The sequence below is a fragment of the Acidaminococcus fermentans genome (assembly GCF_009696675.1).
Classification (GTDB): Bacteria; Bacillota; Negativicutes; order Acidaminococcales; family Acidaminococcaceae; genus Acidaminococcus.
This window is the reverse complement of sequence record NZ_VULN01000001.1, coordinates 122449-144611: the sequence shown is the minus strand read 5'-3', so window position 1 is coordinate 144611 and position 22163 is coordinate 122449. Positions and strand designations below refer to the sequence as shown.

The 22163-nt window shown below is 57.2% G+C and carries 10 protein-coding genes and 1 tRNA gene; 7 read left to right on the top strand and 4 right to left on the bottom strand.

All coding sequences use genetic code 11. The features are described from left to right. The first annotated feature begins 148 nt into the window (after positions 1 to 148). On the top strand, positions 149 to 10099 hold the full coding sequence (locus FX155_RS00595) for an S-layer homology domain-containing protein (protein ID WP_154487321.1): 9951 nt from the start codon (positions 149 to 151) through the stop codon (positions 10097 to 10099). Between the two features lie 300 nt (positions 10100 to 10399). Here the strand turns inward: FX155_RS00595 and FX155_RS00590 are convergent, their stop codons facing one another. Next, positions 10400 to 10540, bottom strand: coding sequence for a hypothetical protein (locus tag FX155_RS00590; protein ID WP_154487320.1), 141 nt, complete (start codon positions 10538 to 10540; stop codon positions 10400 to 10402). A gap of 183 nt (positions 10541 to 10723) precedes the next feature. Here FX155_RS00590 and FX155_RS11605 point away from each other — a divergent pair, with 183 nt between their 5' ends. Next, positions 10724 to 14557, top strand: coding sequence for a zinc-ribbon domain-containing protein (locus FX155_RS11605; protein ID WP_154487319.1), 3834 nt, complete (start codon positions 10724 to 10726; stop codon positions 14555 to 14557). A gap of 943 nt (positions 14558 to 15500) precedes the next feature. On the opposite strand, the gene FX155_RS00580 is transcribed toward FX155_RS11605, so the two are convergent. Next, positions 15501 to 15577 (bottom strand) — tRNA-Pro (locus FX155_RS00580). A gap of 24 nt (positions 15578 to 15601) precedes the next feature. Further along, positions 15602 to 17257 (bottom strand): DUF4127 family protein, encoded by a 1656-nt coding sequence (locus FX155_RS00575; protein WP_022487437.1) that lies wholly within the window; start codon positions 17255 to 17257, stop codon positions 15602 to 15604. Positions 17258 to 17317: 60 nt separating this feature from the next. On the opposite strand from FX155_RS00575, the gene rsmD reads away from it, so the two are divergent. Genes rsmD through FX155_RS00560 form a run of 3 tightly spaced genes read left to right on the top strand, consistent with a single transcriptional unit; the run spans position 17318 to position 19012 of the window. Continuing rightward, on the top strand, positions 17318 to 17872 hold the full coding sequence (gene rsmD, locus FX155_RS00570; protein ID WP_022487438.1) for a 16S rRNA (guanine(966)-N(2))-methyltransferase RsmD: 555 nt from the start codon (positions 17318 to 17320) through the stop codon (positions 17870 to 17872). Between the two features lie 53 nt (positions 17873 to 17925). Further along, positions 17926 to 18420 carry a pantetheine-phosphate adenylyltransferase gene (gene coaD / locus FX155_RS00565; protein ID WP_022487439.1) on the top strand — a complete coding sequence of 165 codons (495 nt, stop codon included), beginning with the start codon at positions 17926 to 17928 and terminating at the stop codon, positions 18418 to 18420. Between the two features lie 31 nt (positions 18421 to 18451). After that, positions 18452 to 19012, top strand: coding sequence for a hypothetical protein (locus FX155_RS00560; RefSeq protein ID WP_022487440.1), 561 nt, complete (start codon positions 18452 to 18454; stop codon positions 19010 to 19012). A gap of 31 nt (positions 19013 to 19043) precedes the next feature. On the opposite strand, the gene FX155_RS00555 is transcribed toward FX155_RS00560, so the two are convergent. Further along, entirely contained in the window at positions 19044 to 20264 is a 1221-nt protein-coding gene (locus tag FX155_RS00555; protein ID WP_195839584.1) for a nucleotidyltransferase family protein, read from the bottom strand. 115 nt (positions 20265 to 20379) lie between these two features. On the opposite strand from FX155_RS00555, the gene FX155_RS00550 reads away from it, so the two are divergent. Continuing rightward, on the top strand, positions 20380 to 21576 hold the full coding sequence (locus FX155_RS00550) for an acetate/propionate family kinase (RefSeq protein ID WP_022487579.1): 1197 nt from the start codon (positions 20380 to 20382) through the stop codon (positions 21574 to 21576). Between the two features lie 62 nt (positions 21577 to 21638). Then, entirely contained in the window at positions 21639 to 22142 is a 504-nt protein-coding gene (locus FX155_RS00545; protein ID WP_022487578.1) for a YceD family protein, read from the top strand. The last annotated feature ends 21 nt before the right edge of the window (positions 22143 to 22163 follow it).

The following is a 22163-nucleotide window of genomic DNA, read 5'->3' as shown; positions in this document are numbered from 1 at the left end:
TTACGATAACAAGGGCAATCTGACTGTAGGGAAAGTAGTTCAAGGCCAAAGCACTGACAAAAAAGGTGAAAATAACACTGCCATTGGTACCCAAAGCGATACCCTCCGCAACGTAACGGAAGGGGATACCACCAAAAACGGCCAGCCCATGGATGCAGCCAATACCAAGTTGGTAGACGGGGAAGGGGCAGCCCATAAACTGGACACCTCCACTGAATCCGGCGGCTCCACAGCTGTAGGTTACAATAACAAGGCTGAAGGGGACAATTCCACCGCCATCGGCAACACGGCAAAAATCACCAACAAACCCATAACCTATTACGCCGACAAAGACGGCAACAAGACTACATCTACCGACAATGCCGCCTGGTACAAGGACAGCAGCGGCAATCCCACCCAGGTGCCCCAGGTGTTCCGGGACGCCGACGGCAACACCACTACTGTGCCCCAGTACGTCCATACTTATACGGTCAAAGATCCGGATACCGGGGTAGAAACCACCAAAACCGAAATCACCAGTGATGCCGCAAAGGCCGACCAGAAAGACGGCAAGCCGGTATACAACTACCAGAAATCCGACAACCTGGATAAACTCTATTCCGTCACCCTCTACCAGGCCGCCAGCAATTCCATCGCCGCCGGGTCCAGTGTGACCGCCAACGGGAACAACGCCGTGGCAGTAGGGTACAATTCCACTGCGGACAATTCCGCCGTAGCAGTGGGGGATACGGCTGTGGCCAGTGAAAATGCCGTATCCATCGGCAAAAATACTAATGCCAGCGTGGAAGGCTCCATTGCTCTGGGTAAAGATTCGAAAGCAGACCGCTCCGGCGGCATTACCGGCTGGGACCCCAAGACCGGCACCACGTCCACCCAGAGCGGCCTGGCCTGGAAATCCACAGAAGGCGCCCTTTCCGTAGGCAGCGGCAGCGTCAGCCGCCAAATCACCGGCGTAGCCGCCGGCAGTGAAGACAGTGATGCCGTCAACCTGGCTCAGCTGAAAAACGCCATGACCCATTACTACAGCGTGAAGACCACAGCAGATACGGATGCAGCCGGGAACAACAACTACCTCAACGATGGCGCCACCGGCGACAATGCCCTGGCCGCCGGGGTCAGCGCTGTGGCCAAGGGGAACAATGCCACGGCTGTGGGTACCCAGACCTATGCGTCGGGAGAAGATGCCTCTGCTTACGGATACCGGGCTGCAGCCATGGGGAAAGACAGCGTATCCATCGGTTCCGGGACCAGTGCCCAGCAGGAAGGAGCTGTGGCTATCGGTGGACATGCGATTGGAAGTAATTCTATTGCCATCGGTTCAGATTATCGCAGCAATCGGGTTAGTGCTGCCGGTAGCAGTTCTATTGCTATTGGCGGGTATACCAACAGTGATTACAATGTTGCCATTGGTTCCGGGTCATCCACCAGCGGCCCGTATGCCATCACTGTTGGCGGTTCTGCCACATCGGATCATGCAGTTTCTATCGGCGGTGTAGCTGGAAATTCACAGGCAACGGCCGTAGGCAGCGGCTCTTCAGCAACGGGTCAACAGAGTACAGCCATTGGGGCTTATTCTGCAGTCAGTGGCAGTCATGCCGTTACCGTGGGTGGTACAGCCTCGGGCGATAATGCCGTTTCTGTAGGCGGTGTGGCTTCCGATAATGCAACTGCCGTAGGACGTGGTTCAACCGCTTCCGGCGGCCAGAGTACGGCCGTCGGTTTTCAGTCGGCTGCTGGTGGAAGCAATTCTACAGCAGTGGGCTTGAGTGCTGCGGCTTCCGGCTCTTCGGCTACAGCGGCAGGGTATGGAACAAATGCACAAGGTAATTATTCTACGGCCCTGGGGAACATGAGTTCAGCAAGAGGGGAAAATTCTACGGCCGTTGGCGGAGCCAGTGCCAGAGGAAAGAATGTGACGGCTATCGGCAAGAGTTCCACCGTGGAAGGTAATGGCTATTATGATGATTCGGTTACGGACGCAACAGCCATTGGCGGTGCCCATGTTGGCGGAGATGCAAATTATTCTACGGCCATCGGTTCCAATGCTACGACAAATCAGAATTATGGCGTGGCTTTGGGCTACAATTCCAATGTATCCTATGCAAGTACAGGTATAGGCTCTGGAACCAAAGCCTCCAATACAGGTACGGCTGTAGGCTATAATGCTCAGTCTTCCGGATACCAGTCCGCTGCCGTAGGGGCTGGTTCCAATGCTACGGGACAAAATGCTGTTTCTTTGGGTGGCGGAGGAGCCTGGGGGAATTACAGCATTGCCCTGGGATCCGGAGCCGGGACCACGGCTCATGGCATTGCCTTGGGACAGAACAGTGGGGCCTGGGGTGAAAACGCCATTGCCATCGGCGAAGGGACCAATGCCTGGCGGGCCAACTCCATTGTCCTGGGGAAAAATTCCAAATCCGGGGCGGATAAAAATATCGAAGGCTATGACCCGCGGACCGGCATGGCTTCTGTGGATGATACCTCAACCTGGCAGTCCACGGACGAAGCTGTTTCCATCGGCCGGGCAGAAGAACGGGATGGGGATGGCAAAATCACTGCCACTGCCATTACCCGCCAGCTGAACAATCTGGCTGCTGGTACTCTGGATACGGATGCCGTCAACGTGGCCCAGCTGAAAGCGGCCACCCAGAAGGTCAATGTCCATGACTACAGCGTCTGGTCTCCCGATACGGAAACAGATACCAACTATACCAACGAAGGTGCTGTGGCTAAAAATTCCATGGCAGCCGGTGTCAGCGCCAAGGCGACGGGCGACTCTGCTGTAGCCATCGGCAATGGCGCTCAGGCAGAGGGAAAGGGTGCCACGGTCATCGGCAAGAATGCCAAGGCTACGGGCCAGTATGCCACGGCCTTTGGCGGGCTGGAAACCACTGATAAAAAAGGAAATATTGTCAATATTATCAATACGGCCAGCGGTGCATCTTCCACGGCCTTTGGCCAGGGTGCTCAGGCTAAAGGTGCTGCTTCTCTGGCTTTTGGCCATAATACGGTGGCAGGTGCAGATGACGGCAGTGGCCAGCAGTCCGTGGCTTTCGGCGAAGACACGCAGGCTCTCGGCGGCCGTTCCCTGGCCTTTGGCGAGAAGACCATTGCCAAGTACAATGACTCCGTCGCTTTCGGCAACGATACCCGCGCTTCTTCCACGGGCGCCACGGCCTTTGGCAACCGTACCCGTGCTCTGGCACAGTATTCCACAGCCTGGGGTAACGCCACCGTCGCCGCCGATGAAGAATCAACGGCCTGGGGCACGGATACCATCGCTGGTGCCAAACTCGACGAGAATGGTGCTGTGACCAACAAATACACGGAAGATGACACGAATAAGACAGAACAGATGGATGTCCATGGCAATCTTGCCTACACGTACACATCTGCTGCTGATAATAAAGTTCATACTGCCGGCATCAAGCAGATGCCAATCGACAGCGGCAGCGAACTCCACGATTATGTGGTTCTGGCCGGCAAGGATGGCAACACCTACGTCCGTGATTATCAGGGCAGTCTCTGGAAGGTCAATGTCGATGCCAATGGAAATGTTACCATTGATACGTCGGCAGGTACGAACGGTAAAGTCTACAATGGCCAGAAGAAGACCTCTTCAGCCAAAACTACGATTAATGGTACAGAAGTCGCCATTACGCCGGACAATGTGCTGACGAAAGCCCATGAAGGAACGAACGGCTACAACATCGACGGCTATAAAGATGCCACGGCCTTCGGCTATTCCACCGAGGCTTCTGGCGACTACGCCACGGCCTTCGGCAACGACACCAAGGCCGCTGCGGCAGGTGCCACGGCTTTCGGCTACAAGACGCTTGCTTCCGGTGAGAACTCCACCGCCTTTGGTGAGAATTCCATCGCCGCCGGCAAGAATTCTTTGGCGGCCCTCGGCGCTACCACAACAGACGCTGCAACTAACGCGGCCGCCATCGGGAGCGGCGCCAAGGCAACCCTGGCGGACAGCGTGGCTCTGGGCAGCGGGGCTCTGGCCAACCGTGCCAGCGGATCCAAGGGCTATGATGTGCTGACAGGAACTGCCAGCACAAATACTTCCGCGGCTTGGGTTTCCAATGCCAACGCCCTTGCCATCGGCAACGACACGGAAGGCAGCCTGCTGACCCGCCAGATCACCGGTGTGGCAGCCGGGTCCCTGGATACAGATGCGGTGAACGTGGCCCAGCTGAAAGGGGCGGGCCTGAGCTTCACCACAAACACCAAAGATGCTTCCAACACCACGGACAACTACAAGGGCTACAAGGTGGTCAGCCGGAAACTGGGAGATACGATTTCCATCAAGGCCAGCGACGAAGCGGCTAACCACAGCTACAGTACCGCCAACCTGACCACCCGGATTGCGGAAAACGGGGATATCTCCATCCTCATGGACGAGAATCCGGCCTTTACGTCGGTTACCACCAGCGATGTGATTTTTGCCGGCAATCCGGACCTGACGGACAAGGACGGCAAGGCGGCCAAGGCGGATACCAATGCCGCCTACGGTACCAAGACCTTGACGGACAGCCAGAACATCACCTCCGCCGGTAATGACACCCAGGCCACTCGCCTCCACTATAAGGATGACCAGGGCCATACGTATGAAGTCGCCACCATGGATGACGGCCAGATCTACGCCGGCGATATCAAGACCGATGGCACACTGGACAACACCGGCTTTGCCCGGACCATGAACCAGAAGACCACCATCAACGGCGGCGTGACGGAAAAGGATAAACTGACCGATAACAACATCGGCGTGGTCTCCAACGGCACCGACACCCTGACCGTGAAACTGGCCAAGGACCTCAAGGACCTGAACTCCGTCACCACCGGCAAGACCGTCCAGAACGACAGCGGCATCAAGATTACCAACAATGCAGGCGATGAGACCAAGAACGTCATCATCAACGGCGACCAGATTTCCTTTGGCGGCAACCAGGTTAACAACATGGGAAGCGGCTCCGACGGCACGGCTGATGGAAAACCGACCTACAACACGGACACCAACGGCGCCAATATCGGCGATGTCAAGAATATCGCGGGCAGCACCACGGATGCAGCCAAGCTCACTGGCGACTCGAATATCACCGTCACCTACAATGATGCGGCTGCCGGCGGCAAGAACACGGTCAAGCTCAACGACAGCATCACGCTGGGCAGCGATGACGGTAAGAAAGTTACCATCGACGGTACGAAGGGCACTATTACGGTTGGTGATAAAGTCAGCTTTGATGGCAGTACTGGCAAGGGCAGCATCGGTGGCGTGACCATCGGCAGTCAGACCGGCGTTGCCACCACTAAGAAGGATGGCGACAAGGCCAAGACGGAAGACGGCACCTTTGTCACGGGCCTGACCAACACGACCTGGAACCCCGATGCCAACGGTATCGTCAGCGGCCGGGCGGCTACGGAAGACCAGCTCAAGACGGTATCTGACACGGTCAATGCCGGCTGGGAACTGGATGTCAACGACGGCAAGCAGAAAGATGTGACGCCTACCAGCAGGAAGGTCAACTTCAAGCAGGGACAGAACATCATCATCTCCGGCAGCGGCGACGATGTTACTGTGAGAACGGATGATACGGTGCGCTTTACGACGATTAACGTAACAGGCGATAAGGATGCTTCAGGCAGCTACACCGGCGGCATCACCATCGGCAAGCAGTCCGGCGGCAATAGCGCCAACCCCGGCCCGGGCTACTATATCACTGGATTAGAAAATACGAGTTGGAACAGCAGTCAGATCCAGAGCGGCCGGGCGGCTACGGAAGATCAGCTCAAACAGGTTGCCGAAGATATCAAGCATGGCACGGTAGACGGCGATAAATACATCACCGGCGGCAATGCTACCTATGATGAATCCGGCAAAGGCTCGGCGGCTCTTACCGGCACCAATGGCCTCGAGGGCACGATTTCCAATCTTCACGATTACTATGTCACCAGGGGCGAAGTGTCGAATGATGGCAAGACTTTGATCATGACCAAGAATGACGGCACTACCTTCAATGTAAGCCTTGATAAAGTCATGCAGTCGGATATGCGCCTGGTGAAGAACCCTGCCAGCAAGGACGGCAAGTACACCGTTGATAATAATGGTGATTTGACGATCACTGTGCAGGATGCCAATGGTACAGAAGCAACGAAGCAGACCATCACGCTCTCCGGCCTGGCTTCCAAGGAAGAAGTGGATAAAGGACTCAATTTCGCGGCCAACTCCGGCACGGCTTATAATGCCAAACTGGGCGGCAAAGTGACCATTAAGGGCAGTGATCTCAAGACAGGCCATGACTACAGCGAAGATAACCTGACCACCGAAGTCGATGCCGACGGCAATATCACCATCAAGATGGACAAGGACCTGACGGCCAACACGGTGACAGTCAGCGGCAAGGATGGCAAAGACGGCCAGATCGGCATCACCGGCAAGGACGGCGCTGACGGCACAGTGACCACCATCATCAAGACCATCGGCAAGAATGGCACCGATGGCAAGAATGGTACGCCTGGTGTCAACGGCACCGACGGCATCACCCGCATTGTCTATCAGGACGGTGAAGCCGGCACTACGACCCATACCGTGTCCACCCTGGATGACGGCCTGAAATTCGGGGCCAATATGCCGGTGGCCGGCAAAACAGCCAATCCGGTGGGCAATAAACTGAACAGCACCATCAACATCAAGGGGGCCGGCACGAAAGAACTGGACAAATACTCCGGTCAGAATCTGCTGACTTCCGTGGAACAGGATGCGGATGGCAACACCACCATCCATGTACTCATGGACAAGAACATCTCTGCGGACAGCGTGGTGGTAGGCCAGGAAGGCAAAGCCGGGAATGACGGCAAGGATGGGTACATCGGCATCAACGGGAAAGACGGCGCTGATGGCATCACCACCACCATAATCCGTACGGAAAAAGGACAGCCCGGTGCTGACGGCAAGAATGGCAAACCTGGCGTGGACGGCACGGACATCACCCGTATCGTCTATACGGACAAAAATGGGCAGAACCCCCAGACCGTAGCTACGCTCGATGACGGCCTGAAGTTCGCCGGCGATGACGGCCAGAATGATGATACAAAAGTCATCAACAAGAAGCTCAATAAACGGCTGGATATCGTGGGCAAAGCCCAGGGTGACCTGACGGACGCCAATATCGGTGTGACAAAAGATGATAATGGCAAGCTCTACATCCGGCTGGCCAAACATGTAAATCTGGATGATGGCACCCTGCAGGCCGGTGATGCTACGATTGGCCACTTCACCAACACGGAACTGACCACCAACAAGGGCAACCATCCGGTTGATGGCAGTTATACGATTGGTCTGTCCAATAAGGACTGGAGTGTAACGGCCCCGGATTATGTCAGTGGCCGGGCTGCCACCGAAGATCAGCTGGCCAAAGTCAGTGAAGCCATCACTAATGCCACCACAGCTGCCGGCAAGCGTACCGTGGTCACGGTCAACGACAAGTCTGATCCGGCAACCGCTGATCCGGGGACCAATACCTATGGGGAATATGACAAAAAGAACGGCAACCTGATGATTGCTGCTGAAAGAGACAGCGATGGCCTCATGACCTACAACATCAAGCTCAACGACAATCTGGCCCTGGGCAAAGACGGTGCGGACGGTCAGGAAGGCTCCATTGGCCTCACCGGCAAAGATGGTCTCCCGGGGACCGACGGTAAACAGAGGTACAGTACTACCATCATCAAGACGGAAAAGGGACAGGCAGGAAAAGATGGCAAGACCGGCAAGGAAAATCTTAGCGGCACGGACATCACCCGCATTGTCTATACCGATAAGGATGGCCAGAATGCTCAGACCGTGGCCACCCTGGACGACGGGCTGAAATTCGTGGGCAACGACGGCCAGGAAGTCACCCGGAAGCTGAATGAGACCCTGTCCATCAAAGGCGGCTTGGATAAAGACGCTGTAGCCAAGGCATCCAGCAAGAACCTGGGCGTCCGCAAGAGTGGCGACGGACTGGAAATCGTCATGACCGATACGCCGGACTTCACCAAGGTCATGGTGGGCGGTGACAACAAAATCACCATCGGCGGACAGACCAATTCCGACACCAAGAATCCGGCCAACGGTAACTACATCACTGGTCTGAACAACACCAAGTGGGACAAGGACCATGTGACGGAAAACCGGGCCGCTACGGAAGGGCAGCTCCGCGATATTGTCGGCTCCATCACCAATCAGAACCAGGGCGGTGGTTTTGCCCTGACGTCTGATGAAAAAGGCGCTGACAAGATTGTCAAGCAGGATTTGGGCAAGGCTATCCAGATTAAAGGTGACACGACCTACAAGGCTGATGGCACTGTGGAAAAAGCTGGCAACATCAAGACTTCCATAGACAATGGAGCCATCAAAGTTGAACTGAATAAAGATGTCGACCTGACTAAAGACGGCAGCATCAAGGCTGGCGAAACGACCATCAATAAAGATGGGGTGAAGACTAACGAAGTCAAAGTCGGTGACATCACCATCACCAAAGACGGCATCAACGGCGGGGCCAAGCAGATTACCAACATTGCCAGCGGCATTGACGGCAAGCAGTATGCCGATGCCGGCGACAACAATGCGGCCAGCATCGGGGATGTGAAGCAGCTGGCCAAGAATGAAGCAAAGGCTTCGGAAGCCAAGAGCGGCAAGAATATCACCGTGAAGGATGACCATACGGTGAACCTGAATGATGATATCATCCTGGGCAATGATCCCAATAAGCAGGTTGCCATCAAGGGCTCCAACGGCCAGGTAGTCATCGGGTCCGGTGACAGCACCATGACTCTGGGCAAGCAGTCCAATACAGCGGGAGACAGCAATCCGGCAGACGGGAACTACCTGAACGGTCTGGACAACCGGAAATGGGATGGAGAACACATCCAGAACGGCCGGGCCGCTACGGAAGATCAGCTGAAGACGGTCAGCGACAAGGTGAACAGCGGCCGCAAGTTCCAGGGTGATGACGGCAAAGATGTGACCGTGGACCTGGGCAAGACTTTGAACATCAAAGGCGGTGCCGCAGACGTCAGCGATGCCAAAAACATCGGTATCGTGAGAGGGGACGATAATACCCTCAATGTACGCCTGGCCAAAGACCTGACCGGCCTCAACAGCGTCACCACCGGCAGCACCACCATCAACAACAGCGGGCTGATCGTGAAGACCGGGGATGCCAACCGGACCATCACTGTCCAGGACGGCAAGGTGGACATGGGCGGCAACCAGATCCACAATGTGGCACCGGGGACGGCACCGACCGATGCGGTGAACGTAAGCCAGCTCCAGCAGACCGGCCGGGCCATCAACCAGCTGGGCAACAGTGTGAATAAACTGGGCGCCCGGGTGGACCGGGTAGGGGCCAACTCCGCAGCCCTGGCGGCCCTCCATCCTCTGGACTTCGATCCTGACGACAAACTGGACTTTGCCGTAGGGGCCGGCAGCTACAGCGGCGCCAACGCCGTGGCCCTGGGGGCCTTCTACCGGCCCAACGAAGACGTGATGTTCAGCCTGGGAGGCAGCACCGGCGGCGGTGAAAACATGGTGAACATTGGCGCCACCTTCAAGCTGGGTCAGCACAACCACGTATCCAACAGCCGGGTGGCCATGGCCAAGGAAATCCGGGGCCTGAAGGAACTGGTGGCCAAGCAGGAAGGGGAGATGCAGCAGCTGAAGACCCTGATGAACCAGATGGCCGGCCGGACCGTGATAAAGGTGGACAAGGATGCCCTGTTCCCGGATATCCCTGAAAACCACTGGGCCTATGACTACGTGACCAAACTGGCCAGAGCCGGTATTGTGGAAGGATATGAAGACGGAGAGTTCAAAGGGAACCGGATGATGACCCGGTACGAATTCGCCGCGGTGATCTACCGGGCCATTATGGCCGGAGCTGGTTCCAACCCGGCCCTGGACCAGGATGGGACCCTGGGGAAACTGGTGAAGGAATTCGACGGAGAACTGAAATACATCCGCATCGACGTGATCGAAAAAGACAGACACGGAAAGCCCACCATCGAAAGGGTGCGGACCGTGGAAGACAGTGAAAAACATCATGGGAAGTAAAAAAGAGGGGGTGCTGCGCGGAACGCGCAGCACCCCCTAGCTGTAGAGCCGCGTAGCGGCTCAAGTCTGGAGTCTGAAGTCTGGAGCCGAATGTTAAATTTGCATGCAAATTTTTGAATATGTAGAACCTTTGGACGAAATGATGGCTCAGATTGATTTCGATTCTGGTTTTACATAATCAAAAGGATCCGTCCAGCCAGGCGGATCCTGTCCTGAGGCTTCCGACTTCAGACTCCGGACTTCCGACTAAGGGGCTGCTGCCCAGGCAGCAGCCCCTTTTTTACAGACTATGTACCTCTTTCAATCCATGAACCCCCAGCCCTGCTTGCCCTTGGCCGGTGCCAGATGGCTTTCCCGGGCAGTCCGGACCAGCCCCGGCACCTTCCGGTTGGGGTTGGGCACCAGGAAGCCGCCCAACCGGCGGCCCGCCATTTGTACCATACGTTGACCCCAACGGCGTAGGGGTTCGCCGAAGGCAAACCCGTCCCGGCCGCCCGGAGGGCATGGCAAGAAGTCAGAAACGGCCCCAGGGGCCCGGCCGCCCTCTTTCATACTTTTTTTCTCCGGCCAGGTATGGTAGAGTAGTACTGACATAAGGAAAATCTTTTCAGAGGAGGACTGAAAATGTTTTGCATAAATTGTGGTACGAAACTGCCGGATGGGGCCAAATTCTGCTTTAACTGCGGGGCCAGGATGCCGGAAATGCCAAACGGTACGGTGCCGGAAAGTGCCCCGGCGGCAGACAAAGAGGCAGGGGCCCCGGCAGGCAGCACAGCGGCCCCGGCGGCACCTTCTGCATCCGGAAAGCCCGGTGGAGAGACGGCCCCTGCACCTGTGGAGGAAACCCTGCCCGATGTGCCGGGCAGCCAGTGCGTCATCCTTTCCAAATATCACATCGATTTCCCCCGGCCTCTGGCCCTGCGGCGGCAGCTGTGGGCCCCCTTCAACCGGGAAGGGGCCCGGCAGAGACGGCTTGTGGGCCGGTATATCCGGGAACACGTTGCGGTGGAGGAATACACGGACCCGGCTTCCCTGGTGAGGGACCTGACCAGGATCATCTTTAATGCCTGCGATCCTTCCATAGAGGCGGCGGTGGAAGTCCTGCTCAATCACGGCATCGATTTTGTAAGTAAAAAAGATCTGGAAGACAGACTTTTTGAGCAGTACAAGAAAACAGAACTGGTTACCGGGCTGGCCGAAGACCAGGCGGCGATCTCCCGCTACCTGGAGCAGCTGGGGGAAGAAAAAGAGATGAACAAGGCCCACTGGCAGGGAGGCGGCTTCGGCATCACCGGGGCCATTACCGGTGCGGTGAAAGCCGGCATGCTCAACATGGCTTCCGACGGACTGAGCGCCCTGGGACGGGCTGTTACGGGCAATTCCTATTCAGACAGGGCCAAACGGTTCATCCGGCAGCGTCTGGACCGCCGGAATTACGGGAGCCTGGGGGGCAATCTGGCGGACAACGTGATTTCCGTCTGGCTGGTCAACTACCTGATGGTGACCCTGACAGAGCATCACAAGCTCCCTCCCTTCAGCTTCCGGAACAAAGAAGTGGAGAGCCGGCTGGACAACATCGAGGTGATGATGGAAAAAGGCCGCTGCAGCAAAGAAACGGCCATGGAGACCCTTTGTGACTGCCTGACCCAGACTGCGGACAGCCGTTCCGTATACCGGGCCATGGCGAAACTGGCCCCGGAGGCCATTCCGGATATCCTGAAAGTGGCGGATGCGGAAGGAGAGGGGCTTTCCCTGGCCGGGGATTTATGGAGCGGCCTCCATCAGAAAGGGAACATCCCTTTTCCCTATTGGGTGGACTGCCTGGGCATTGAAAAAGGCCAGGCCATCAGGACCCCTGGGGAAATGGCGGCTCTCCAGTATCTGATGCGGGAGTATCCGGAAGGGTATGAGGAAGAACGGGTTGTGCTGGTCAATGCCAGCGACCAGACCCTTCCCTTCTATCCGGAGCTGGAACATGTTTCTTATTACGGGTTCGGTGACCATCTCCAGTTTGCCTATGAAGGGACGGAGCCTCTGGATTTTGCAGCCAAAAAGATCCGCTTCTATAATATCCGGTTTGCCCCGCCTTATGAGGCAGTGGCCGCGGCTCAGGTGGAAAATTTCAAAAAGGACGCCCGGAAGGCCCTGGACAAGGGAGACCGGCAGCAGGCGGCGGCCTCTTATCAGGCGGCTGCGGACATGGGGGACAGGGAAGCCATGTGCCGGTTGGGACTTGTGTGCCGGGATCTGGGGGACCCGGAAGAAGCGGCCCGATGGCTGAAGACGGCGGCAGAACTGGGGAATCCCAATGCGGCCTGGGAATTCTACCGGCAGAGTGTCCAAAACGGGTCTCCGGAATACGACTACCTGTCCGCGGCGGCCAGATGGGGCCATGGAGAAGCCAATATGAAAGAGGGCGAACTCTATGAAACCGGGACGGAAATGGAAGACGGCCAGGACTTTGACAAGGCCGCAAAGTATTATGGGAAGGCTGCGGAACTGGGCGTAGAAGGGGCCGCAGAAGCCCTGGAACGGACCAACAAGGCACGCCATACCCCTGCCTTCCAGGAGGCCCTTTTCAAGAACTACCAAAAATACAAGGACAGTAACGAAGAAAGGGCCCTGGACTATCTCCGGCGCAGCGCGAAGCTGGGATACGGGAAGGCCCGGGAAGTCCTTGCTGCCTGGGATCTGGAACAGGGGGCCCGGCTCCGGCAGGAAGAAGAAACGGACTGGTCAGAAATCTGTGCCCTGTACCAGGAAGCGGCGGACTGTGGCAGTCCGGAAGGCTGCTGGGAACTGGCCCGTTTGAAAGAAAATGGAAAAGGGACGGCTGTGGATCTGGCAGGAGCAGACCTTTTGATCCGCCAGGCGGCTGAAAAGGGCGTTGGGCCGGCCTGTGCCCGGATGGGCCTGGAAGAAGCCAAAGCCGGCCATAAGGAGGCCGCTTTCCAGTGGTATCAGAAAGGGGCTGAGGCGAAGGATCCCCAGGCATGTCTCCAGACCGGTCTGTGCCGGGAAAAGGGAACAGGCTGTGAAAAGGACCTGGAAAAAGCCCGGGACCTGCTGCGCACAGCCCTGGCCGGAAATCTGGCAGAAGCCCTGGCCCCTCTGCAGCAGGTGGACCTGGCCCTGGGGGACGCATTCCAGGCGGCAGGACGCGTTGAGGAGGCTCTGGCCTGTTATGAAGAGGCCGCAGCAGGAGAAAACGCTGAAGCCATGGTGAAGGCGGCGGCACTCCGGGGCAACCAGGATCTGGAAGACTGTTACGATTATGGGAAGGCCATGAGCTGGTATGAACGGGCGGCCAGCCTCCAGCCGGAAACGGAGGAAACGAAAACCGCCCGGATCTGTCTGAAGGCTGCCGGTGAATACCCGGACCTTCTGGCCTATCTGGAAAGCAAGCATGGGGCTCAGCTTGAAGGCAGCCATTACTATCTGGGGGACAATATCCCCGGAGACCTTCTGGACAACGCCATGAAGGCCTACGGCAGCCGTCTGGGTGTGGACCGCTCTGAAGTCCTGCTGCTCTGTGATGCCTCCAACGCCCTGCTCTGGGGAAAGGGAAAGAAAGGGTTCCTTCTGACAGACGAAGGGGATATCTTCACCTCCCAGGGCGGAAAAGCCTTCGTGGATGATTTCTGCCGGGTGTTCCTGGACCAGGATCATACGCTCCAGAGTGATACGGGTTTTGTCCTTTGTACCTTTGAAGAAAGTGACTGCAGCAGTCTGGATGCCAATTTTGCCTCCTGGCTGTCAGAAGAAGTGATCCTGTCCAAGGAAGAATACAATCTTGCCGAAGCCCACGGTGTCTTTGCCGATGAGGAAGAGGAAGACGAAGAGGAAGACAAAAGGGAACCCTCCGGCAGCCAGGCGGCGGAGGAACCCCGGCCTGCTGCTCAGGAGGCGCCCGCTGTCCCTGCTGACCGCCCGGCCGCAGGTTTCTGTTCCCAATGCGGAACCCCGGCCAAACCGGGGGCCCGGTTCTGTTCCCATTGCGGTGCTCCTCTGGCAGTGGGGCCTGCAGAAAAAGAGACCTCTTCAGAAGGAACTGACCGGGCAGCCCTCCTGGCCTTTGTACAGCAGCTGGCTCCCCTGGCCAATAAAACCAATACCTATCTGTACTGTGCCCCTGATATCCCGCCCAAGAAGATGGCCAATGCCCTGTCCAGCTATGCCCAAAGCTATGGGCTGGATCCAAAGGATGTCCTTGTCCTTTGCGACAAAACCGTAAGGGGAACGGCCCGGGACGGCTTCCTCCTGACCTGGGATACCCTCATTTCCTCTGAAACGGGAGCCGTTCCCCTCAAAGAAATCGGCCGGATAGAACCGCCCACCAGCATGTGGAGCGGCAAAATGATCCTCCAGCCCGGGAACCGGAAATTCCTGGCCATAGCCCGGGATGACGAACTGACAGCGTTCTGTGAAGGGCTGAACAAGCTGCTGAAGGGCAAGTAAAGAGGGCAGAGAGCAGAGCGTCAGGGCTTGGCAAACTGATGAAAACGTATTTCATCGATTGGCCGCACCCTGCAAAGACCAGGACCCTCCGGAGTATTGCGTTGTTATCGGTCCATGGACAACGGCGGCGTAGGGGTTCGCCGAAGGCAAACCCATCCCGGCCGCCCAAGGGGCCAAAACGTTCAAAGCCAGATGCCCGGCATCTGGCTTCCCATATCACGATATGTTATACTGTACACGGTGTTGTCTATACGGTAGGCGGTCAAATCTTGCCCCAGAAATGGGGTGGAGCCCTATGACGAAATACGATTTTTTTACCTTTTTGGTAATCCTCTTCGTGATTATCGTTGCAATTCGGGCATAAAGAAATCCGCCTCCAGCTTCCAACAGTAGGCGGATTTCTTTCCATACACTGCTATGGGGCTGACCGTCACCAGACAGCACCATTTGTATTTTCATTATAACACAGTTACAGGGGATTGCAAGGAGAACGGAGAACGAAAAGCGGCCAGCCGCTTTTCAGTCTCGCGCCAAAGGAGACCATTTGCCGGGGGCAAATGGACATGAGCTTACAGTCTCTAGTCACTAGTCTCCAGCCGATGGAAGGAACCCGCAGGGCGGGTTCCTGGGAATATCTGAAACCCGCAGGCCGGGAAGGGCGGGCCTGGGGCCCACCCCTACAGCGTCAGGGTCTGGCAAACCGATAACAACGTATTTCATCGATTGGCCACATCCTGCAAAGGTCAGGACCCTCCGAAGTATTACGTTGTTATGGGTCCATGGACAACGAGGTTGTAGGGGTTCGCCGAAGGCAAACCCGTCCCGGCCGCCCAGAGGGCCAATACGTTCAAAGCCAGATGCCTGGCATCTGGCCTCTAAAACGACAAACGATGAACCCGAAAAAAGCCGCCACCCGAAGGTGACGGCTGTCCTTTTTAAAAGTTGGTCGGGGCGACAGGATTCGAACCTGCGGCCTCTTAGTCCCGAACCAAGCGCGCTACCAAACTGCGCTACGCCCCGACAACACAAATAAATTATAGAGGGTCAGCGGCCATTTGTCAACTGTTCTTTGCCAAATTCCGGAAAAATTTTCAGCCGGATCTCGAAAGGCCGCTCCCAAGGCAGGTTTACGGCGAACTGGGCGTCCCGGAACCAGTACCGGGTCCCGACCTCTTCATAGTAGGGGAACTGGCGGCAGTACCACAGGAGCACCTGGTGGTAGATCCCCAGCTCCCGGGACAGGTAGCAGGTGGCGGCGTTGGGATAATCCCCGCCTTTTTCCGGGTCCACGCCGTTGAAGTCCTGGAGCTCCGCCATATGGGGCCGGATCAGCTTCTGGTAGGCCCAGTCGTCCAGGAACCGGGCGTAGTTGAACCGGAAATTGGCGCTGTACAGGGCAGGAAGCTGGTCCTTGGGCAGCCGTTTTGCCTGGCCGGACACAATGGTCCCCTGGGCCACGGCAGTGCCAATGGCGTTGGAGGCGGTGTTCCAGCCGGAATAGGACAGCAGCCGGGGCAGGGGCGTCCCGTTGGCCATGAGATGGGGCAGGATGCAGTCTCCGGCGGCGAACCGGGTGGACAGGTCCACCAGAGCCACCGGTTTCCGTTCCATCAGGCTTTTGATGTCTCTGGCGATCCTGGTATAGTCTTCGTCCTTTTCCCCGCCGCAGTGGATGTACAGGACGAAATCCGCCTCATCCAGGGAACCGGTTTCCACCCCGTTGGCCAGCTTGATCTTTTCTTCCGCAATCTGCCCCAGGGTCAGGGGAACGAAATGGAGGGTGTAGTCCTTCATGGCCGGGTCCCCGTAGAGCACTTTGATCCTGGGACGGTATCCGGTGCGCCGGCTGTAGATCCTGGCGGCGGCCAGGGTCCCCAGTTCGTCCGCCCCCTGGGAGGTGTAGATGGGGGGATGCAGGTCGTAGGCCTTGGGGTAGGCTCCCGCGTTCAGCCGGTTGTAGTTGGGCAGTCCGTAGGGATGGGCATCGTCCTGGCCGATCACCAGGTCCGTCAGGTTCTCTTCGGTGACGAACTGGACCAGCTCCTCATTGAACCGGTCGTTGTCCCGGTACAGGGTGATGTACTTCCACTTCAGGTCCATGGGGATCAGGGCCTTGACTTCTTCGTAGTTCTCCTTGTCGTAGGGCAGCCCCCGGATCTTCTTGTCCATGTTAATGGTCCAGGTCATAAGATGCCACTGGTACCACCGGTCCGGCAGCACATGGTCGCTGATCAGCAGACGGGGGATGATGGAATACAGGTAGAACTGCTTGTCCGGGTTGTCTTCCTTCAGGTCCTCCAGGTACGTGAAGAAGTCTCCCGCCTTCCGGTCCGTCAGGGGCTCCATCCGGGAATGGAGCAGGCCTCCGAAGATCAGAAGGTCCGAAGAAAGTAGCGCTCCCTGCTGGCCGGGCATGATGCCGGTGAGCCAGGATTTGAGAGCTGGTACCTTGGCCGGTTCGTCGTACCAGTCCATGATCTCATCAGGGGGTGCGGTGAAATGGATGCCCCCCAGGGCCCCCAGTTCTTCGGTGAAATCCCGGCAGGGAGGCCGGTTGTCCAGGGGCAGAAGGGCCCATTTTTCCGCCGCCGGTACCTCTCCGGGAGAAAAAACAGCCCCTCTGGGTGCCAGAGTATGATACAATACACCTGCGGCCATGGCTGCAGCGGCAAGAGCCAGAAGGGGTTTCTTCAGCTTCACGGGGGGATGCTCCTTTCACAGTATAATAATCTATTATAACGTACGGAAGAGGTTTTGTGTATGCGAATCATTACGGGAAAGGCCAGGGGACTGAAACTGGTGACCCCGAAGAACTATCTGGTGCGGCCTACAGCGGACCGGGTGAAGGAAGCCCTGTTCAACATCATCCAGAGCCGGATCCCCGGCAGCACCGTGCTGGACGCCTTTGCAGGCACCGGGAACCTGGGGCTGGAAGCCTGGAGCCGGGGAGCGGAACAGATCGTCTATTTCGACAAAAGCCGGGAGAGCCTGAAGCTGGTGAAGGCCAATGTGGAAAAGGCACGGGCCGGAGAGCAGGTGACCCTGATCCACACCGACGCGGTGAACGGTCTTGCCATGATGGCCCAGCAGGGAAAGGCCTTCGATGTGATCTTTTCGGACCCGCCCTATGACAAGGGACTGAACCGGAAAGTGGTGGAGGCCCTGGAAAAATGGCCGGTGCTGAAGGAGGGCGGTCTCCTGGTGCTGGAACACTCCCTGGAGGAGGATCCGGCAGACTATCTGCCCCAGGGTACGGAATTCCGGCAGGAAAAGTACGGAGATACGAAAATCTCCCTAATAGTGTGGAAAAGCTGAACCGTTTTTGTTATAATGGTACGTAGCAAATCTGCTTCTCTTGGAGGTTCAACGTGCGTAAAGCGGTATGTCCGGGCAGTTTCGACCCGGTGACCATGGGACATCTGGATATTTTTGAACGGGCCAGCAAGATGTTTGATGAACTGATCATCAGCGTGTTCGTGAACCCGGCCAAGGACAAGGCCATGTTCTCCATGGAGGAACGGGTCTCCATGATCCGTCAGGCAACGGCCCACATCCCCAATGTGCGGGTGACATGTTTTTCCGGCCTGCTCAACGAATTCTGCGAAAAGAAAGGGGCCCGGTTCATTGTCCGGGGTCTCCGGGCGTTTACGGATTTCGAATACGAATTCCAGCGGGCGCTGCTCATGAAGGAAATCGATGAACAGCTGGAAACGGTGTTCATCATGACCAACGCCAAATATTCCTATCTCAGCTCTTCCGGAGTGCGGGAAATGGTCTATTTCGGCGGCGATATTTCCGGTTTTGTACCGGACTGCATCCGGGAGCAAGTGATGGCCCGGGGGAAACAATCTCTCAAACGGTAGGATCGAATACAAAAAGGAAGGAACGATGGTCATGGAATTGGATAAAATCTTGGACGAAATGGAAAGCATTCTGTCAGATGGCTGGAGGATCCCTCTTGTCAACAAGGTGATGATCGACGAAAACGAAATCACCATGGTGATGGACAAGCTGAGAGCGGCGGTGCCTCTGGAAGTGAAACGGGCCCATGACCTGCTGGAAGAACAGAAGAACATCATCGACAAGTCCCGGGCGGAAGCCGACCACATTGTGGAACAGGCCCATGCAGAAGGGGGACGGATTGTGGATCTGGCCAAGGCGGAAGCGGACCGTCTGGTGCGCCAGGAAGAAGTGGTGAAGGCTGCGGAAGAAAAAGCCAACGGGATCATCGCCACCACCCAGCAGTACGACCGGGATATGCGGGCGGCTGCAGATGCCTATGCGGAAAAGCTCCACAGCGAATCCATGCAGTACGCCATGGACGTGTTCAACTATCTGGAAGAAAACCTCACCAAGACCCTCAGTGCCGTACGGGACAACGGGAACGCCCTGAAATCCAGCTACGACGCCGACCACCAGCTGAACGCCGGGGACAAAGGGGAAGAAGAGAAATAAGGGACGCAACGGAAAAAGCCTGTTGTGCTGCTCAAGGCAGCATAACAGGCTTTTCTTTGTAATCCCGGTCCGTGATCTTTCCTTCGGTCACCAGCTGGTACAGGTCCTGGGCCCTCAGGTCCAGCTGGAGCTGGCGGCGGAAGGCGGGGGAGGGGGCCTTGGCCAGGGTGTCCTTCTGGATGGTGGTGAGAAGGGGGAGACGGGCGGTATGCTTCATGGCCCGGAGCAGCTGCCGTCCCCGGTCCGTGAACCCCAGCACCCGCAGGTACTGCGGCCCTTCCTGGGCCCCCTGGCGGAAAGGACAGTCCGGGCCGGACAGCAGGAACTGCCACAGGATCCGCCGGATCCGGGAAGGGGAATACCGCCGGGTGCGCACCTGGTCCACCAGCCCGTCAAAGCTGACCGCCCGCCGGCATTTCCAGATCCGGTCTTCCAGCCCTTCGGACACCTGGGTGAAGGCGGCCAGGTCCGCCGGGGACCCTTTTTCCAGAGCAAAGGCCAGCAGGGTATCCAGCCGGTCCTCCCGGGCTCCCAGGTCCAGCCCTGCCTGGCACCAGCCCCGGCACAGGGGACGGAGGGCCGGGGGCAGGGCTTCTTCTGCAGCCCGGGTGAACCCCCGTTCCGCCACTTCCTTCCGGAAGGCGGTGGCACTGGGCCAGGTGCCTTTTTCCAGGGCGGCGCTGCCGTAAAGGGTCCCTTCCCGGCGGATGGGCAGGGGCTGGATCTCCGGGTGGCCCTTCAGGGCCTTCAGGTATTCCAGGGCCAGCAGGTTGTTGGACCCGGAAAAAAGTCCCTGATAGGCCAGGTTCCGCCGGCAGGCCAGCTGCTCCGCCGCCCCGGCATAGGAAAGGCCCCCGGAAAGGGCTGCTGCCCATTCACCCGGAGAAAAGTCCTCCCGGGCCAGCTGGAGCAGCAGCTTCGGGTCCCGGGCTTCGCAGCCAAAGGACAGGTGGGTCACAAGGCCGGTGGCGGCCAGGCTTTCCACCCCAAAGAAGGCGAACCCCTGGGCACTCTGGAGGCTCCCGGCCGCCGGCAGTTCCAGCACCAGGTCCACCCCGCCCAGGAGAGCCAGCCGGGTCCTGCGCCATTTGTCCCACAGGGGCAGTTCTCCCCGCTGGGTCAGACTGCCGCTCATCACGGCAATGACGGGCACCGGGCCCAGCAGCGCCCGGGCAGCCTCCAGCTGATGGCCGTGGCCCCGGTGAAAGGGATTGTGTTCGGCCACCAGGCCGATGACAGAAGGTTGTTCCATGGCAGATCTCCAAATTTTTATTTTACAAATCCGTAAAACTTTGCTAACATATATTAGTATTATAGCATAAGCATAATACTGGTTTAAAATCAGTAGTCGATCAGGAGGCAATGTAATGAAGATTTTTGTTGTAAACTGCGGCAGCTCTTCCATCAAATATCAGCTGATTGATATGAAGGATGAATCTGTCATCGCTAAAGGTCTGGTAGAACGTATCGGCATCGAAGGCTCCGTTCTGACCCACACTCCCGCCGGCAAGGACAAGGTAAGACTGGAAAGCGCCATCCCCGACCATGTGGACGGCATCAAGAAGGTCCTGGCTGCTCTGGTTGACCCCAACCACGGCGTCATCAAATCCATGGACGAAATCGATGCTGTTGGCCACCGTGTGGTGCACGGCGGTGAAATCTTCAATGAATCCGTTGTGATTACCGATGAAGTGCTGAAACAGATCGAAGATCTCAGCGATATGGCTCCCCTGCATCAGCCGGCCAACGTTTCCGGTATCCGTGCCTGCCAGAAACTGATGCCCAACACCCCGCAGGTTGCCGTATTCGATACTGCATTCCATCAGACCATGCCTCCTGTGGCATATATGTTCGGCGTGAAATACGAAGAATACAAGGACTATGGCATCCGGAAATACGGCTTCCATGGGACTTCCCACAAATACGTGTCCGGGGTGGCTGCTCAGCTGCTGAAGAAGGACATCAAAGACACCAAGATCATCACCTGCCATCTGGGCAACGGTTCCAGCATCACCGCTGTGGACGGGGGCAAATCCGTGGATACTTCCATGGGCTTTACTCCTCTGGACGGCGTGCTGATGGGCACCCGTACCGGTTCCATCGACCCGGCTGTGGTTCCCGTGCTGATGCAGAAGAAGGGCCTGGATGCTGCCGGCGTTGACAAGTACATGAACAAGGAATGCGGCGTCCTGGGCGTTTCCGGCGTTTCCAGCGACTTCCGTGACCTGGAAGATGCTGCCGCCAAAGGCAACGAAAGAGCCCAGCTGGCCCTGGATATGTTCTGCTACCAGGTGAAACGGTACATCGGCGCTTATGCAGCTGCCATGGGCGGCGTTGACGCCATCGTGTTCACCGCCGGCGTAGGCGAAAACGACATCCATACCCGTCAGCAGGTTTGCGCAGGCCTGGAATTCCTGGGTGTGAAACTGGATGCTGACCGGAACAACGTACGGGGCAAAGTCACCGAAATCAGCGCCGCTGATTCCAAGGTGAAAGTATTCCTGATCCCCACCAACGAAGAACTGGCCATTGCCCAGGATACCCTGAGACTGTGCAGCAAATAAGATGATTTGGGCTTTTGCTTGACAAAGGCCGGTTTCATCGATATAATGTAACGGTTGATAATATGATTAAAATCAATGTAGCAGAAATCAAAAAAAGACTGACAGGGTCAGAATCTTTCCAGTACGACCTTGCCCCGTCCCAGTTGAACCTGACGCCGGAAGATGCCAGCCTGGAAGGGCACATCCTGGTGGAAGGGGAGATTTCCAACGGGGGAGACGTACTCCTTCTCACCGCTAGGGAAAAGTTCGTCTGCCACGGCACCTGCGCCCGCTGTCTGAAAGATGTGCGGCTGGAGCTTACGGCCCAGGTGGAAGAACGGTATTATCCCGAAGGCACGGAAGGACTGGAAGAAGATGCCTTCACCTATCAGTTCGATATGGTTGATGTTACGGATGCTTTGAGAGAGTCCCTGCTCCTGGCCATCCCGGCCAGAGTCCTGTGCAAACCGGACTGCAAGGGGATCTGTCCGGTCTGTGGAGCGGACCGCAATGTGACGGAATGTCACTGCGATACCCATTCCATCGACCCCAGGTTGGAGGCTCTCAAGGCGTTGTTAGAGAAATAGCCTGAGATTAGGAGGTGTAAC